Raw genomic sequence first — 16,516 nt, 5'->3', positions numbered from 1 at the left:
CGGACAATTGAATATCGGCGGAACGCCGCACAATAAAAAAACCGGGCGCCCTTTCGGACGCCCGGTTTTCCTCGAAACCCGCTCGCGCGCTTCAGCTTAGCGCGGCAGTTCCGAATGCCCCATCAGGTACGCATCGACCGAACGCGCGCACTGGCGGCCTTCGCGGATCGCCCAGACGACGAGCGACTGGCCGCGGCGCATGTCGCCTGCCGCGAACACCTTGTCGACCGACGTGTAGTACGAGCGATCGCCTTCGGTCGCCGCGCGCGCGTTGCCGCGTGCGTCCTTCGCGACGCCGAACGCCTCGAGCACGGTGGCTGCCGGCTGCGTGAAGCCCATCGCGAGCAGCACCAGGTCGGCCTTCATCTCGAACTCGGAGCCCGGCACTTCCTGCATCTTGCCGTCCTTCCACTCGACGCGCACCGCGATCAGCTTCTCGACCTTGCCGTTCTTGCCTTCGAGACGCTTCGTCGCGACCGCCCAGTCACGCTCGCAGCCTTCCTCGTGCGACGACGACGTGCGCAGCTTGATCGGCCAGTACGGCCACACGAGCGGCTTGTTTTCCTCTTCCGGCGGCTGCGGCAGCAGTTCGAACTGCGTGACCTGCTTCGCGCCGTGACGGTTCGACGTGCCGACGCAGTCCGAACCCGTATCGCCGCCGCCGATCACGATCACGTGCTTGCCCTTCGCGAGCAGCTGGTCGACGAGCTTGTCGCCCGCGTTCACGCGGTTCTGCTGCGGCAGGAAGTCCATCGCGAAATGCACGCCGGCGAGCTCGCGGCCCGGCACCGGCAAATCGCGCGGCGTTTCCGAACCGCCCGCGATCACGACCGCGTCGAATTCTTCCTTCAGCTTCTCCGGCGAAATGGTTTCCTTCGCCATGTTGCCGATCGAGTCCGGCAACGCGTCCTTGCCGATGAACACGCTGGTGCGGAACGTCACGCCTTCCGCTTCCATCTGGCGCATGCGGCGATCGATCAGCCACTTCTCGAGCTTGAAGTCGGGGATCCCGTAACGCAGCAGGCCGCCGATGCGGTCGTTCTTCTCGAACACCGTCACGTCGTGGCCGGCGCGCGCGAGCTGCTGCGCGGCCGCGAGACCCGCGGGGCCGGAACCGACGACCGCGACCTTCTTGCCCGTCTTGTGCTCGGCCGGCAGCGGCTTCACCCAGCCTTCCGCCCAAGCCTTGTCGATGATCGCGTGCTCGATCGACTTGATGCCGACCGGATCCTCGTTGATCCCGAGCGTGCAGGCTGCCTCGCACGGTGCCGGGCAAATGCGCCCCGTGAACTCGGGGAAGTTGTTGGTCGAATGCAGGACTTCGATCGCCTGCTGCCAGTCCTGGCGGTAAACGAGATCGTTGAAGTCCGGGATGATGTTGTTGACCGGGCAGCCGTTGTTGCAGAACGGGATGCCGCAGTCCATGCAGCGCGCGCCCTGGACCTTCGCGTCCGCGTCGGTCAGCGCCGCGACGAATTCCTTGTAGTGCTTCACGCGCGTGAGCGGTGCTTCGTACGCCTCGTGGCGGCGTTCGAACTCCAGAAAACCGGTTGCCTTGCCCATAAGGTGCTCTTCTGTTCGGTGTATCGGGTGGGGGAGCCGCGCGCGGCAATCATGCGCGCGCGGCATTCGCTATGTCGTTCGTCGCTCAGGCGGCCAGCACTTCCTTCGCCGCCTTCTTCGCACCGATCTCGCCCAGCGCGCGCTTGTATTCGTGCGGGAACACCTTCACGAACTGGCGGCGCGCCGCGTCCCAGTTTTCCAGCAGCGACTTCGCGCGCGGCGAACCCGTGAACTGGAAATGACGCTCGACGAGCCCCTTGAGCAACGCTTCGTCCGTCGTGCCCTCATGCCAGAGCGCGCGGTCGACCGTGCGCTCCTGCTCGGCCTGCTGCAGCACCGGCTCAAGCGCGACCATCGACTTGTTGCACTTCGCCGCGAACGTGCCTTCCGGATCGTAGATGTACGCGAGACCGCCCGACATGCCGGCCGCGAAGTTGCGCCCGGTTTCGCCGAGCACGACGACCGTGCCGCCCGTCATGTATTCGCAACCGTGGTCGCCCGTGCCTTCGACGACCGCCGTCGCGCCCGAGTTACGCACGCAGAAGCGCTCGCCCGCGACGCCGCGGAAGAACGATTCGCCTTCGATCGCGCCGTACATCACCGTGTTGCCGCAGATGATGTTTTCCTCGGACTTGCCGCGGAAGTCGTTGGTCGGACGGATGATGATCCGGCCGCCCGACAGGCCCTTGCCGACGTAGTCGTTGCCGTCGCCGACGAGGTCGAGCGTCACGCCCTTCGCGAGGAACGCGCCGAAGCTCTGGCCGGCCGTGCCCTTCAGCTGGATGTGCACCGCGTCGTCGGCCAGGCCGTCGTGGCCGTGCTTCTTCGCGATCACGCCCGACAGCATCGCGCCGACCGTGCGGTTCACGTTGCGCACCGGCTGGATGAACGACACGTGCTCGCCATTCTCGATCGCGGCCTTCGCCTTCTCGATCAGCACGTGGTCGAGCGCACGCTCGAGGCCGTGATCCTGCACATCGACGTGACGCGGCGCGACGTCCTCGCATTCTTCCGGCTGGTAGAACACGCGCGAGAAGTCGAGGCCCTTCGCCTTCCAGTGCTCGATGCCCTTGCGGGTGTCGAGCAGGTCGGCGCGGCCGATCAGGTCGTCGAACTTCGCGATGCCGAGCTGCGCCATGATCTCGCGCACTTCCTCGGCGACGAAGAAGAAGTAGTTCACGACGTGCTCGGGCTGGCCCTTGAACTTCGCACGCAGCACCGGATCCTGCGTCGCGACGCCGACCGGGCACGTGTTCAGGTGGCACTTGCGCATCATGATGCAGCCCTCGACGACGAGCGGTGCCGTCGCGAAGCCGAATTCGTCCGCGCCGAGCAGCGCACCGATCACGACGTCGCGACCCGTCTTCATCTGGCCGTCGGCCTGAACGCGGATGCGGCCGCGCAGGCGGTTCAGCACCAGCGTCTGCTGCGTTTCGGCGAGGCCGAGTTCCCACGGCGTGCCCGCATGCTTGACCGACGACAGCGGCGATGCGCCCGTGCCGCCGTCATGGCCGGCGATCACGACGTGATCGGCCTTCGCCTTCGCGACACCAGCCGCGACCGTGCCGACGCCGACTTCCGACACCAGCTTCACCGAGATGCTCGAGCTCGGGTTCACGTTCTTCAGGTCGTGGATCAGCTGCGCCAGATCCTCGATCGAGTAGATGTCGTGATGCGGCGGCGGCGAGATCAGGCCGACGCCCGGCACCGAGTAACGCAGCTTGCCGATGTATTCCGACACCTTGTGGCCCGGCAACTGGCCGCCTTCGCCCGGCTTCGCGCCCTGCGCCATCTTGATCTGGATCTGGTCGGCCGATGCCAGGTACTCGGCGGTGACGCCGAAGCGGCCCGACGCGACCTGCTTGATCTTCGAGCGCAGCGAATCGCCGTCCTTCAGCGGAATGTCGCTCACGATCTCGTCGCCGATCACCGACTTCAGCGTCTCGCCCGACTTGATCGGAATGCCGCGCAGTTCGTTGCGGTAGCGCTTCTCGTCCTCGCCGCCTTCGCCGGTGTTCGACTTGCCGCCGATCCGGTTCATCGCGATCGCGAGCGTCGCGTGCGCTTCGGTGCTGATCGAACCGAGCGACATCGCGCCCGTCGCAAAGCGCTTGACGATGTCCTTCGCCGGCTCGACGTCGTCGATCGGGATGGCCTTGGTCGGCTCGACCTTGAACTCGAACAGGCCGCGGAACGTCATGTGACGCTTGGTCTGGTCGTTGATCAGGTGCGCGTATTCCTTGTACGTCTGGTACGAGTTGCTGCGCGTCGCGTGCTGGAGCTTCGCGATCGAGTCCGGCGTCCACATGTGGTCTTCGCCGCGCACACGATAGGCGTACTCGCCACCCGCGTCGAGCATGTCGCGCAGGACCGGGTTGTCGCCGAACGCATCGCGGTGCAGGCGGATCGCTTCTTCCGCGACTTCGAACAGGCCGATGCCGCCGACCTTCGAGGCCGTGCCCTTGAAGTACTTCTCGACGAGGTCGCTCGACAGGCCGAGTGCTTCGAAGATCTGCGCGCCCGTGTACGACATGTACGTCGAGATGCCCATCTTCGACATCACCTTCTGCAGGCCCTTGCCGACCGCCTTCGTGAAGTTGTAGACCGCCTTCTCCGGCGACAGGTCGCCCGGCAGGCCTTCCGCCATCTTCGCGAGCGTTTCCATCGCGAGGTACGGGTGCACGGCTTCCGCGCCATAGCCCGCGAGCAGCGCGAAGTGGTGCGTCTCACGCGCCGAGCCCGTCTCGACGACGAGGCCCGTGCTCGTACGCAGCCCTTGCTGGACGAGGTGCGTGTGGATCGCCGACGTGGCGAGCAGCGCCGGAATCGCGACGTGCTCGGCGTCCGTCTTGCGGTCCGACACGATCAGCATGTTGTAGCCCGACTTGACCGCGTCGACGGCTTCCGCGCACAGCGACGCGAGGCGTGCCTCGATGCCTTCCTTGCCCCATGCGACCGGATAGCAGATGTTCAGTTCGTATGCGCTGAACTTGCCGCCCGTGTACTGGTCGATCGCGCGGATCTTCGCGATGTCCTTGAAGTCGAGCACCGGCTGCGACACTTCGAGACGCATCGGCGGGTTGATGTTGTTCGTGTCGAGCAGGTTCGGCTTCGGGCCGATGAACGACACGAGCGACATGACCATGTTCTCGCGGATCGGGTCGATCGGCGGGTTCGTGACCTGCGCGAACAGCTGCTTGAAGTAGTGATAGAGCGTCTTGTTCTTGTTCGACATCACCGCGAGCGGCGAGTCGTTGCCCATCGAGCCGACGGCCTCCTCGCCCTGCTGCGCCATCGGCGCCATCAGGAACTTGAGGTCTTCCTGCGTGTAGCCGAACGCCTGCTGGCGATCGAGCAGCGCCGCGCCCTGCGTGCGGCCGGCCGCGACGTCCTCGGCCTTCGGCTCGATCTCGTCGAGCTTGATGCGCACGGCGTCGATCCAGCTCTTGTACGGCTTCGCGTTCGCGAGGTTGTCCTTGAGTTCCTTGTCGTCGATGATGCGGCCGTGTTCCATGTCGATCAGGAACATCTTGCCCGGCTGCAGGCGCCACTTCTTGACGATCTTCGATTCGGGGATCGGCAGCGTGCCGGCTTCCGACGCCATGATGACGAGGTCGTCGTCGGTCACGATGTAGCGCGCCGGGCGCAGGCCGTTACGGTCGAGCGTCGCGCCGATCTGGCGGCCGTCCGTGAACGCGATCGCGGCGGGGCCGTCCCACGGCTCCATCATCGCGGCGTGGTATTCGTAGAACGCGCGGCGGTTCTCGTCCATCAGCGTGTGCTGTTCCCAGGCTTCCGGGATCATCATCATCACCGCGTGCACGAGCGGGTAGCCGGCCATCACCAGCAGTTCGAGACAGTTGTCGAACGACGCGGTGTCCGACTGGCCCGGGTAGATCAGCGGCCACAGCTTCGGCAGGTCGTCGGCGAGCACGTGCGACGCGATCGCGCCGGTACGCGCGTTCAGCCAGTTCACGTTGCCCTTCACGGTGTTGATCTCGCCGTTGTGCGCGATCATCCGGTACGGGTGAGCCAGTTCCCATGCCGGGAACGTGTTGGTCGAGAAGCGCTGGTGCACGAGCGCGAGCGCCGACACGACGCGCTCGTCCTGCAGGTCGCGGTAGTACACGCCGACCTGGCCCGCCAGCAGCAGCCCCTTGTAGACGATCGTGCGCGCCGACATCGACGGCACGAAGTATTCCTTGCCGTGCTTGAGCTTCAGCGCCTGGATGCGGTGGCTTGCGGTCTTGCGGATCACGTACAGCTTCCGCTCGAGCGCGTCCGTCACCATGATGTCCTTGCCGCGGCCGATGAAGATCTGGCGGATCAGCGGCTCGCTCGCCTTCACGGTCGGCGAGATCGGCATCGCATGGTCGACCGGCACGTCGCGCCAGCCGAGCACGACCTGACCTTCTGCCCGCACCGTCCGCTCGAGCTCCTGCTCGCACGCGAGACGCGACGCGTTTTCCTTCGGCAGGAAGATCATCCCGACCCCATATTCGCCGGCCGGCGGCAGCGTCACGCCCTGCTTCGACATTTCCTCGCGATAGAACGCGTCCGGAATCTGGATCAGGATGCCGGCGCCGTCGCCCATCAGCGGATCGGCACCGACCGCGCCGCGGTGATCGAGGTTCTCCAGGATCTTCAGACCCTGCTGAATGATCTCGTGGCTCTTCTTGCCCTTGATGTGAGCGACGAAGCCGACGCCGCAGGCGTCGTGTTCGTTTTGCGGGTCGTACAGACCTTGTGCGGCGGGCACCGCGGCGAGCGGCTGCTGGTGGTCGTTCATGGGGACACCGTCGTAAAGGGGCCGCGAGGGCCGTTGAACCATTTTTTGTTGCCGTCGATCCCGCTCCCGACGGGAGACGGCACGGCCGACAGTGGTTGGGCGAGCTTCACCCGGGCCACCGGAATTCGGAATATACGCGACGAATCAAAGGAATAGCAACAAAAACCGCATGATCGAACCCCAATTAAACACATGCTCTGATCTGGTGCTGTTTTATTGGGGCCGTATCATTTTGGTGCAAAAAGAAGCGGCGCCCGCAGCGCCGCCTCGTGATCCGCCTTTCCCGCGTTACTGCTGGATCGGCGGGGTATTTTCACGCACCTTTCTGGGGCGTCCGCGCGGCAGCGGCGACACGCGGCGGTTCGCGGTGCGCGCCGCCCACTCGCGGTAGTTCTCGCCGCCGAGCACCCAGCCCTTCAGCGTCGCTTGCTGGAGCTGGTCGGCCTGCCGCTCGTCGAGCGGCTGCTCGCAGAGCTCCTTGTACGCGCGCTGACGATCGAATGGCGTGTTGCCGAGTGCCCAGTAGAGCGGATGGTCGGTGATCAGGCTGTCGACGGTGAGCCCGACATGGTGCCGATAGCTCGACCAGCGATAAGCGTCGGCCGTCGCGACCAGCTGCGAGCGCACCGGGCTCATCTCGACCACGCGGCTCGCGAGCAGGAAATAGCGCTCGCCTTCGATCACGGTCGCGCGATAGCGGCCTTCCCACAAAGTGCCGCGACGCGAATAACGTCGGTTGAAATGCGCGACGTAGCGGCGACCGACCGCCTGCATCGCCTTCGGCAGGCTTGCCTCGTCGCTCGGCGTCACGAGGAGCTGCACCTGACGCGGAAGCAGCACGTAGGCATGCACCGAAAGATGATGATCGCGTGCCGCGGCCTTCACGCAATCGATGAAGAGTTCGTAGTCCTGGTCGTCGACGAACGCGGGTTGCTGATCCAGGCCGCGCAGTATCACGTGCTGCGGCTGGTCGGGAACGTAGAGTCGTGCTAACCGTGCCATGCTGAATGTCCGTTTGAACGCGTTAGGAAATACCCGAAGGTCCGAAATTGCGCACCTGCGTAGAATGCCAATCCCGGCGGGGCGCGGAAGCGTACGGTCGTACTAATCCTAGGGTGAAAACTCTAACTTACGAGCTTGTTTGGTTTTAAACGCAGTCGTCATAATGAGCACGCCTTAGATCGGAGGAGACACAATGAAACGAAAACTGGCCATTACGGGGGCTGCAGCGCTCGCATTCACGTTTGCGAGCGGTGCGGCACAAGCACAATCCGCAGGTGATTTCTACGTCAGCACCGGCTGGTTCCACCTGTCGCCGCAGGACAGCAGCGATCCGCTGTTCCTGTACCGCGTCGGCGGCACGCCCATCAACCAATCGATTCCCAACACCGGCGCCGGCATCAACGACGCCGATACGCTTGGGCTCGCCGCTGGCTACTTCGTCACCGACCACATCTCCACCGAGCTCGTCATGGGGATACCGCCGAAGTTCGACATTACCGGCAAGGGTCAGTTCGAAAAGTTCGGCGTACTCGGCCGTGCGTACCAGTGGAGCCCCGCCGTCTTGCTTCGCTATCACTTCAACGACGCCAACGCGAAGTTCCGTCCGTATGTCGGCGTCGGCGCGACGTATGTCTGGTTCACCGGCGCAAAGATCACGAACAGCAGCTTCGAGAACGGCGTGCTCGGCGGCCCGACCGGCGCCACGACCAGCAACCAGTGGGCGCCCGTGCTCAACGCCGGCTTCACGTACAACTTCACGAAGCACTGGTTCGGGGGCCTGTCGATCTCGTACATCCCGGTCAGCGTGACCGCGACCTTCACGACCGCCCGCCGGACACCGGTCGGCACCCTGACCGAAACGTCGAAAGCGAAGATCTCGCTCAACCCGATCGTCACGTACCTGAACGTCGGCTACCGCTTCTAAGCGTAGTCGAATATTTGGGGAATGGTTAATCCTGCTGCAATTTGTAGCGGATTTTTCGTGACGTAACGTCTCCTCGACGCAAAACGCCCCGGCGGAAATCCCGCCGGGGCGTCGTTTTTTTGTCTCAGGGTTTTCCCGCATCCACCATCGCGCGGGACCGGTCGCTACGTGATGTCGTCCAGTGCATCGGGGCCGATCAGGTCGATCCGGTCCGTGCAGACCGCATCGACGCCCCAGCGCACGAGTTCGCGCGCCCGGGCGAGGTCGTTGACCGTGTAGACCAGGATGCGCAGCCCAGCCGCCTTGATCGCGCGCACGAGCGGTTCGTCGAGCGTCTTGTGGCTCGCATGCAACGATACGCAGCCGAGCGCGCCGACGACCTGCGCGTGCCAGTCGTCCGGCACCGCTTCGTACAGCATCCCGCGCGGCAGCGCCGGTGCGCTTTCGCGCGCCTGTTGCAGCGCGTCGAACGAGAACGACGACAGCAGCGGCGGCACGGCCGCGCCGTGCCAGTAAGCGGCCGCATCGGCCGCCACCCGCTGCCCCGTGTCGCGCTCGCGGCCCGGGCACGGCTTGATCTCGACGTTCGCCGCCAGCCCGTGCGCGATGCAGCGCGCCGCCGCCGCCTCGAGCGTCGGCATCCGCTCGCCCGCGAAACGCGCGTCGAACCAGGTGCCGGCATCGAGCGCGGCCAGCGCCGCGTAGCGCATGCCCGCTGCCGGCCCGCTGCCGTTCGACGTGCGGTCGACCGTGTCGTCGTGCAGCAGGAAGCTCACGTCGTCGGCGGACAGCTTCGCGTCGAACTCGACCATCCGGTGACCGCGCCGCGCGCCTTCGTCGAACGCGGCAAGCGTGTTCTCCGGCGCGAGCGTGCCGCCGCCGCGATGGGCGACGACGCGCGGATAAGGCCAGTCGGAACGGAAAGTCATCGTGCGCCTCTCAGCGGGTGCGTCAGGGTCAGCCGGCACGCTTGCCGGTCTCGGGATCGAAGAAGTGCAGCCGATGCGCGGGCAACGCGGCGGCCAGCGCCGTGCCGCGCGCGGGACGATCCGCGTGCGGCAGGCGCACCGCGACGTCGTGGTTGCCCCAGCGGCCGTGCGCGAGGTTGTCCGCGCCGAGCAGCTCGCACGAGTCGACCGGCAGCGTCGCCTGCGCGACACCCGGCTGCGGCGTCATGTGCTCCGGCCGCACGCCGAGCACCCAGTCGCGCCCCGGGGCGATCGCGGTGCCGATGCCGGGCGCGCCGGCAACCGGCAGCGCCGGGCCGCCGCCCGCGACCGTGAACGTCGCGCCATCCTCGGACAGCCGGCCGTGCATCAGGTTCATCGCCGGCGAGCCGATGAAGCCCGCGACGAACACCGTCGCCGGCTTCTCGTACACGTCGACCGGCGCGCCGATCTGCTCCGCATAGCCGCGGTTCATCACGATCACGCGCTGTGCAAGCGTCATCGCCTCGATCTGGTCGTGCGTCACGTACACGCTCGTCGTCGCGAGCCGCGCATGGAGCCGCTGGATCTCCAGCCGCATCTGCACGCGCAGCTTCGCGTCGAGGTTCGACAGCGGCTCGTCGAACAGGAACACGGACGGCTCGCGCACGATCGCGCGCCCCATCGCGACGCGCTGCCGCTGGCCGCCCGACAGCTCGCGCGGCCGCCGCGCGAGCAGCGGCTCGAGTTCGAGGATCTTCGCGGCCGCGGCCACCCGCGCGTCGATCGTCGCGCGCTCGATGCCGCGGATCTTCAACCCGTAGCCCATGTTCTGCGCGACCGTCATGTGCGGATACAGCGCGTAATTCTGGAACACCATCGCGATGTCGCGATCCTTCGGCTCCAGCGCGTTGACCACGCGCTCGCCGATCGCGATCTCGCCGTCCGTCACCGTCTCGAGCCCCGCGATCATCCGCAGCAGCGTCGACTTGCCGCAGCCCGACGGGCCGACCAGCACGATGAATTCGCCGTCGGCGATCTCCACGTCGATGCCATGCAGCACATGCTGCTTGCCGTCGTAGGATTTCCTGACGCCCTTCAAGCTCAGCGCAGCCATACCTGGTCCTTCTCCCGGTTACCGTCCGTGGTTCATTTCTCGGAATCGACGAGGCCGCGCACGAACCAGCGCTGCATCGCCAGCACGACGACGAGCGGCGGAATCATCGCCAGCAGCGTCGCCGCCATTACGTATTGCCACTCGGTCGCGGCGTCGCCGCTCGCGATCATCGTCTTGATGCCCACCACCGCCGTCGACAGCGACGCCTCCGTCGTGATCAGGATCGGCCACAGATACTGGTTCCAGCCGTAGATGAACGTGATCACGAACAGCGCCGCGATGCTCGTCTTCGACAGCGGCAGCACCACGTCCCAGAAAAAGCGCAGCGGCCCCGCGCCGTCGATGCGCGCGGCGTCCATCAGCTCGTCGGGCAGCGTCATGAAGAACTGGCGGAACAGGAACGTCGCGGTCGCCGACGCGATCAGCGGCAGCGAAAGCCCCGCGTATGTGTTCGTCAGGTGCAGCGTCGACACGACCTGCACGGTCGGGAAGATCCGCACCTCGACCGGCAGCATCAGCGTGATGAAGATCAGCCAGAACGCGGTGTTGCGGAACGGAAAGCGGAAATAAACGATCGCGTACGCGGACAGGATCGACACCGCGATCTTGCCGACCGCGATCCCGAGCGCCATCACGAAGCTGTTGACGAGCAGCCGGCCGAACGGCGCCGTCGTGCCGCCGCTGCCGTGCCCCCAGATGTAAGCGATGTTCTCCAGCAGGTGCGTGCTCGGCACCAGCGACAGCGGGATCGTGAACACTTCCTGCGCGTTCATCGTCGCCGCGCAGAACGCGACGTACACCGGAAACACGATCAGCACGACGCCCGCGATCAACACCGCGTGGCAGAACAGGTCGAAGCCCTTGCGATTTTCGATCATGCGTATTGCACCCTGCGTTCGACGAAGCGGAACTGGATCACCGTCAGGCCGACGACGATGATCATCAGCACGACCGACTGCGCGCCCGAACTGCCGATGTCGAGGCCCTGGAAGCCCTCCGTGAAGATCTTGTAGATCAGCGTTTTCGTGCTTTGCGCGGGGCCGCCGGCGGTGGCCGCGTCGATCACCGGGAACGTGTCGAAGAACGCGTAGACGAGGTTCACGACCAGCAGGAAGAAGCTCGTCGGCGACAGCAGCGGCAGCACGATGTTGAAGAAGCGCCGCACCGGCCCGGCACCGTCGATCGCCGCCGCCTCGATCAGCGAGCGCGGGATCGCCTGCAGCCCCGCGTAGAAGAACAGGAAGTTGTAGCTCACCTGCTTCCACACCGACGCGAGCACGACGAGGAACATCGCCTGGCCGCCGTTCAGCGCGTGATTCCACACGATGCCGCCCTTCGCGAGCGCATAGGTGACGAGCCCGATGCTCGGGTTGAACAGGAACGCCCACAGCACGGCCGCGATCGTCGGCGCGACCGCGTACGGCCAGATCAGCAGCGTGCGGTACACGCGCGCGCCGCGGATCACGCGGTCGGCGCACGCGGCGAGCAGCAGCGACACGACGAGCCCGCTCACCGTGACGAGCGAGCTGAACACCAGCGTCGTGCGGAACGAGTCGAGGTACAGCGGATCGGCGAACAGGTGCGTGAAGTTCGCGAAGCCGACGAATTCACTCGACGTGCCGAATGCATCCTGCATCTGCGTCGACTGCCACAGCGCGACGCCGGCCGGCCACAGGAAGAATACGGCGGTGATCGCGAGCTGCGGCGCGATGAGCAGGTACGGCAGCAGGCTCGCGCCGAAACGGGAACGGGATTGCATCGCGGGCATCCGGTCAGGCGAAACGGGAAAGGAACCGCGCCGCCGGCCGCCCGCTCGCATATGCGACGCGGAGGCCGGCGGCACGAACGCGACGCGGGATCAGCCGCCCGACTTCTCGAAGCGGCGCAGCAGCTCGTCGCCGCGCGAGGCCGCCGAATCGAGCGCGTCCTTCGGCGACTTCTTCTGCGCCCAGACCTGCTCCAGCTCCTCGTCGACGACCGTGCGAATCTGCGGCATGTTGCCGAGACGCAGCCCCTTCGTGTAAGGCAGCGGCGGCTTGTTCATCATCTGCTTGATCGCGGTTTCCGCGCTCGGGTTCTTCGCATAGAAGCCCTGCTGGCGCGTGAGGTCGTACGCGGCCGTCGTGACCGGCAGGTAGCCCGTTTCCTGGTGCCACTTCGCGGCGATCGGCGGCGAGGCCAGGAACGCGAGGAATTTCGCGACGCCCTTGTAGGTCGCCGGATCCTTGCCGCCCAGCACCCACAGGCTCGCGCCGCCGATGATCGCGTTCTGCGGCGCGCCCTTCACGTTCGCGTCGTACGGCATCATGCCGGTGCCGTAGCTGAACTTCGCGAACTTCTGCACGTTCGCGAGCGCGCCCGACGACGTCGTCAGGATCCCGCAGTCGCCGCTGTAGAACTTCGCGGACGCTTCGTCCTTGCGGCCCGCGTACGTGAACGTGCCGTCTTTCTGCATCTGCTGCAGGAACGCGATGTGCGCGATCTGCTGCGGCTTGTTGAATTCGAGCGCCGCATCGGTGCCGTCGAAGCCATTGTTGCGGCTCGCGAACGGCAGCGCATGCCACGCGCTGTAGTTCTCGAGCTGGATCCAGCCTTGCCAGCCGGTCGTGAAGCCGCACGTCATCCCGGACTTGCGCAGCTTCTCCGCGGCGGCCTGCACGTCGGCCCACGTCTTCGGCGGCTGGTTCGGATCGAGCCCGGCCTTCTTGAACGCATCCTTGTTGTAGTACAGCACCGGCGTCGAGCTGTTGAACGGCATCGACACGAGATGGCCCGTCTTCGCATCGCTGTAGTAGCTCGCGATGGTCGGCACGAACGCCTTTTCGTCGAGCGGCACGCCGGCCTGCTTGAACACGTCGTACACCGGCACGACAGCCTTCTTCGCCTGCATCATCGTCGCGGTGCCGACTTCGTAGACCTGGAGGATCGCCGGCGCGTTGCCGCTGCGATAGGCGGCGATGCCCGCCGCGAGTGCCTGGTCGTAAGTGCCCTTGAAGACCGGCACGATCTTGTAGTCGCTCTGCGATGCGTTGAACTGCGTGGCGAGTTCATTCACGCGCTCGCCCAGCGCCGACTCCATCGCATGCCAGAACTGAATCTCCGTCACGGCGAACGCCGCATGCTGCACACCGAACATCAACGCGCCGCCCAGCGCGATCGAGCGAATCATGGTCCCCGCGGGCTTCTTCTTCATCGACCTCTCTCCTATGAAAACGTTACCAACAGCGTGTGCAACATTCCCGTCGCCATTGAACCGGCGAAGTCTAGTGATCGTTTGTGACAGTCAGTTGTCGTTGATGACGAACAGGCGCTGATATTCCTTCAGTGCGAAGCGGTCGGTCATGCCGGCGATGTAGTGCGCGACGAGGCGCGGCTGGTGCGCGTCGTCGTCCGACTGGTAAGGCGGCGGCAGCAGGCGCGGATCGTCGATGAACGCGTCGAACAGCCCGGTGACGACGCGCTGCGCCTTGTTCGCCATGCGCATCACCTTGTAGTGGCGATACAGGTTCTTGAACAGGAAACGCTTGAGGGCGGCCGCCTGCGCGGCGATCGCCTCGCTGTGCGCGACGAGCTGCGGCGCGGCGCGCACGTCGTCGAGCGACGCGGGCGCGACGCGCGCGAGATTGCGCGTGGTCTCGTCGATCAGGTCGACGATCAGCGTGTTGATGATGCGGCGCACCGTCTCGTGGACGAGGCGGCGGCCTTCCAGATGCGGGAATTCGGCGAGCGCGGCGTCGTAGTGGCGTTGCCACAGCTCGACTTCGGCGAGCTGCTCGATCGTGATCAGGCCGGAGCGCAGGCCGTCGTCGACGTCGTGGTTGTTGTACGCGATTTCGTCCGCGATGTTCGCGAGCTGCGCTTCCAGCGACGGCTGGCGGCCTTGCAGAAAGCGCTCGCCGAGCGCACCGAGCTTGCGCGCGTTCTCGCGCGAGCAGTGCTTGAGGATGCCTTCGCGCGTCTCGAAGCACAGGTTCAGGCCGTTGAACGCGCCGTAATGCTCCTCGAGTTCATCGACCACGGCCAGGCTCTGCAGGTTGTGCTCGAAGCCGCCGTGCTCGCGCATGCACGCGTTCAGCGCATCCTGCCCGGCATGGCCGAACGGCGTATGGCCGAGATCGTGCGCGAGCGAGATCGCTTCGACGAGATCCTCGTTGAGCCGCAGGTTGCGCGCGACCGAACGCGCGATCTGCGCGACTTCGAGGCTGTGCGTGAGGCGGGTACGGAACAGGTCACCTTCGTGATTGACGAAGACCTGCGTCTTGTATTCGAGCCGGCGGAACGCGGTGGAATGAACGATGCGGTCGCGGTCGCGCTGGAATTCGGTGCGCGCCGCCGGCGGGGTTTCGTGATGGCGGCGGCCGCGCGACTGCGACGCGTGGGCGGCATACGGAGCGAGATGGGCTTCCAGCGCCGCCAGCGTCGGCGGCTCGGCCGGCGCCGCGACGGATGCGCGGCCGGCTTTGGACGGTTTGCTGCTGGATGTCTCGCTCACGTCTCCTCCATGTCAGGGGCGCCGGGGCATCCGGGGCGCCGTTACCGGGTCGTCTGCGCCAGCGTGGCGAACACGGCTTCGTCGGGTGCCTGGGTGATCAGCGTATCGCCGAATCGCTTCAGCAGGATGAACTTGATCGCACCGGCTTCGGCCTTCTTGTCGACGCGCATCAGATCCATGTAGCGCGCATTGCCGAGCGCCGGCCCGCGGACCGGCAGGTGCGCGGCGGCGATCACCGCATCGAGCCGCTGCCGCGACGCTTCGTCGAGGAGGCCGAGCCGCACCGACAGGTCGCCCGCCATCACCATCCCGCAGCCGACCGCTTCACCGTGCAGCCACTCGCCGTAGCCGAGCCCGGCCTCGATCGCATGGCCGAACGTATGGCCGAAATTCAGGATCGCGCGCAGCCCGCCTTCGCGTTCGTCGGCCGCGACCACGCTCGCCTTGATCTCGCACGAGCGCTTCACCGCATGCGCGAGCGCGGCGGGCTCGCGGCGGTTCAGCGCATCGACGTTCGCCTCGATCCAGTCGAAGAATGCCGCATCGGCGATCGCGCCCGTCTTGATGACCTCGGCCACACCGGCCGCCAGCTCGCGATCGGGCAGCGTGGTCAGCGCGCCGATATCGGCGATCACGGCCTGCGGCTGGTAGAACGCGCCGATCATGTTCTTGCCGAGCGGGTGGTTGATGCCCGTCTTGCCGCCGACCGACGAATCGACCTGCGACAGCAGCGTCGTCGGCACCTGGATGAACGGCACGCCGCGCATATAGCACGCGGCGGCGAAGCCGGTCATGTCACCGATCACGCCGCCGCCGAGTGCGACGAGCGTCGTCTTGCGGTCGGCGCGCTCGGTCAGCAGGCCGTCGAAGATCAGGTTCAGCGTTTCCCAGTTCTTGTAGGCCTCGCCGTCCGGCAGCACGACCGTCGAGACGCGCTTGCCGAGCGGCGCGAGCGCCGCGCGCAGCGCATCGCCGTAGAGCGGATCGACCGTCGTGTTCGTGACGATCGTGACCGACGAACCGGTGATGTGAGGAGCGAACAGCTCGGTGCGGCCGATCAGGCCGGCACCAATATGAATCGGGTAGGCGCGGTCGCCCAGATCGACGTTGACGGTAATCATGCTTGTAGCGGCTTGGCGACGACGCCTGCCAGTTCGAGTTGCATCAGCACCATGTTGACGAGGCCGTTGACCGACGGACGGCCGGTCTCGATGATGAAGTCCGCGCATTCGCGGTACAGCGGGTCGCGGACTTCGTAGAGCGCTTCGAGACGCGCCTTCGGATCGTCGGTCTGCAACAGCGGGCGGTTCTTGTCCTTGCGCGTGCGCAGCCACAGATCGTGCGGATTGGCGCGCAGATAGATGACGATGCCGTTGCCTTTCAGGCAATCGCGATTTTCGGGGCGCAGCACCGCGCCGCCGCCGGTCGCGAGCACGATGTTCTCGCGCTGCGTTAGATCGGCGATCACCTGCGATTCGCGATCGCGAAACCCGGCCTCGCCCTCCATCTCGAAGATCACCGGAATGCGCGCACCCGTGCGGGCCTCGATTTCGTGGTCGGAGTCGAAGAACGTCCTGTCGAGCCGGCGCGCGACCGCACGGCCCACGGTGGTCTTACCCGCTCCCATAAGGCCGACGAAAAATACGTTTGCGTGTGGGTCCCGCGCTTGCAACGGCTTCCTCTGCTTGAATCTTGCTGGTGT

The 16,516-nt window shown here is 65.8% G+C and carries 12 protein-coding genes; 1 reads left to right on the top strand and 11 read right to left on the bottom strand.

The annotated features are described in order from the left end of the window. Nucleotides 1-96: 96 nt before the first annotated feature. The 3 genes from HWX22_RS18955 to HWX22_RS18945 form a co-directional block, all read right to left on the bottom strand. Nucleotides 97-1,563, bottom strand: a complete 1,467-nt coding sequence (locus HWX22_RS18955) for a glutamate synthase subunit beta (protein ID WP_059820883.1) — start codon at nt 1,561-1,563, stop codon at nt 97-99. Nucleotides 1,564-1,648: 85 nt separating this feature from the next. Continuing rightward, on the bottom strand, nt 1,649-6,352 hold the full coding sequence (locus tag HWX22_RS18950) for a glutamate synthase-related protein (RefSeq protein WP_059820882.1): 4,704 nt from the start codon (nt 6,350-6,352) through the stop codon (nt 1,649-1,651). A gap of 288 nt (nt 6,353-6,640) precedes the next feature. Further along, on the bottom strand, nt 6,641-7,354 hold the full coding sequence (locus tag HWX22_RS18945) for a transposase (protein WP_175916209.1): 714 nt from the start codon (nt 7,352-7,354) through the stop codon (nt 6,641-6,643). A gap of 193 nt (nt 7,355-7,547) precedes the next feature. Here HWX22_RS18945 and HWX22_RS18940 point away from each other — a divergent pair, with 193 nt between their 5' ends. Then, nucleotides 7,548-8,279 carry an OmpW family outer membrane protein gene (locus tag HWX22_RS18940; protein WP_175916208.1) on the top strand — a complete coding sequence of 244 codons (732 nt, stop codon included), beginning with the start codon at nt 7,548-7,550 and terminating at the stop codon, nt 8,277-8,279. A gap of 164 nt (nt 8,280-8,443) precedes the next feature. Here HWX22_RS18940 and ugpQ read toward each other — a convergent pair whose 3' ends face one another. The 8 genes from ugpQ to HWX22_RS18900 form a co-directional block, all read right to left on the bottom strand. Next, complete coding sequence (gene ugpQ / locus HWX22_RS18935) at nt 8,444-9,208, bottom strand: glycerophosphodiester phosphodiesterase (protein WP_175916207.1); 765 nt, start codon at nt 9,206-9,208, stop codon at nt 8,444-8,446. A 28-nt stretch (nt 9,209-9,236) separates the two neighbouring features. Then, nucleotides 9,237-10,322, bottom strand: coding sequence for a sn-glycerol-3-phosphate import ATP-binding protein UgpC (locus HWX22_RS18930; protein WP_059702559.1), 1,086 nt, complete (start codon nt 10,320-10,322; stop codon nt 9,237-9,239). 32 nt (nt 10,323-10,354) lie between these two features. Further along, nucleotides 10,355-11,200, bottom strand: coding sequence for a sn-glycerol-3-phosphate ABC transporter permease UgpE (gene ugpE / locus HWX22_RS18925; protein ID WP_175916206.1), 846 nt, complete (start codon nt 11,198-11,200; stop codon nt 10,355-10,357). Next, on the bottom strand, nt 11,197-12,081 hold the full coding sequence (gene ugpA / locus HWX22_RS18920; protein WP_057924841.1) for a sn-glycerol-3-phosphate ABC transporter permease UgpA: 885 nt from the start codon (nt 12,079-12,081) through the stop codon (nt 11,197-11,199). Before ugpA ends, ugpE begins: the two co-directional genes overlap by 4 nt. 99 nt (nt 12,082-12,180) lie before the next feature. Then, nucleotides 12,181-13,515 carry a sn-glycerol-3-phosphate ABC transporter substrate-binding protein UgpB gene (gene ugpB / locus HWX22_RS18915; protein ID WP_059820879.1) on the bottom strand — a complete coding sequence of 445 codons (1,335 nt, stop codon included), beginning with the start codon at nt 13,513-13,515 and terminating at the stop codon, nt 12,181-12,183. Nucleotides 13,516-13,605: 90 nt separating this feature from the next. Next, the gene (locus HWX22_RS18910; RefSeq protein ID WP_175908460.1) at nt 13,606-14,814 is read right to left on the bottom strand and encodes a deoxyguanosinetriphosphate triphosphohydrolase; all 1,209 of its coding nucleotides are present in this window, start codon (nt 14,812-14,814) and stop codon (nt 13,606-13,608) included. A 41-nt stretch (nt 14,815-14,855) separates the two neighbouring features. Further along, nucleotides 14,856-15,935 (bottom strand): 3-dehydroquinate synthase, encoded by a 1,080-nt coding sequence (gene aroB / locus HWX22_RS18905; protein ID WP_059820877.1) that lies wholly within the window; start codon nt 15,933-15,935, stop codon nt 14,856-14,858. Then, complete coding sequence (locus HWX22_RS18900) at nt 15,932-16,486, bottom strand: shikimate kinase (protein ID WP_082750778.1); 555 nt, start codon at nt 16,484-16,486, stop codon at nt 15,932-15,934. Before HWX22_RS18900 ends, aroB begins: the two co-directional genes overlap by 4 nt. Nucleotides 16,487-16,516: the final 30 nt, after the last annotated feature.

The sequence above is a fragment of the Burkholderia sp. BCC1638 genome (assembly GCF_902833195.1).
GTDB lineage: Bacteria > Pseudomonadota > Gammaproteobacteria > Burkholderiales > Burkholderiaceae > Burkholderia > Burkholderia diffusa.
Note: the sequence above shows the minus strand (reverse complement) of the source record. Positions and strands in the feature narration are given on the sequence as shown.

Bases quoted from the DNA above. Each gene is read 5' to 3' on its own strand.
- HWX22_RS18955 (WP_059820883.1), bottom strand. From the start codon at position 1,563: ATGGGCAAGGCAACCGGTTTTCTGGAGTTCGAACGCCGCCACGAGGCG.
- HWX22_RS18950 (WP_059820882.1), bottom strand. From the start codon at position 6,352: ATGAACGACCACCAGCAGCCGCTCGCCGCGGTGCCCGCCGCACAAGGT.
- HWX22_RS18945 (WP_175916209.1), bottom strand. From the start codon at position 7,354: ATGGCACGGTTAGCACGACTCTACGTTCCCGACCAGCCGCAGCACGTG.
- HWX22_RS18940 (WP_175916208.1), top strand. From the start codon at position 7,548: ATGAAACGAAAACTGGCCATTACGGGGGCTGCAGCGCTCGCATTCACG.
- ugpQ (WP_175916207.1), bottom strand. From the start codon at position 9,208: ATGACTTTCCGTTCCGACTGGCCTTATCCGCGCGTCGTCGCCCATCGC.
- HWX22_RS18930 (WP_059702559.1), bottom strand. From the start codon at position 10,322: ATGGCTGCGCTGAGCTTGAAGGGCGTCAGGAAATCCTACGACGGCAAG.
- ugpE (WP_175916206.1), bottom strand. From the start codon at position 11,200: ATGATCGAAAATCGCAAGGGCTTCGACCTGTTCTGCCACGCGGTGTTG.
- ugpA (WP_057924841.1), bottom strand. From the start codon at position 12,081: ATGCAATCCCGTTCCCGTTTCGGCGCGAGCCTGCTGCCGTACCTGCTC.
- ugpB (WP_059820879.1), bottom strand. From the start codon at position 13,515: ATGAAGAAGAAGCCCGCGGGGACCATGATTCGCTCGATCGCGCTGGGC.
- aroB (WP_059820877.1), bottom strand. From the start codon at position 15,935: ATGATTACCGTCAACGTCGATCTGGGCGACCGCGCCTACCCGATTCAT.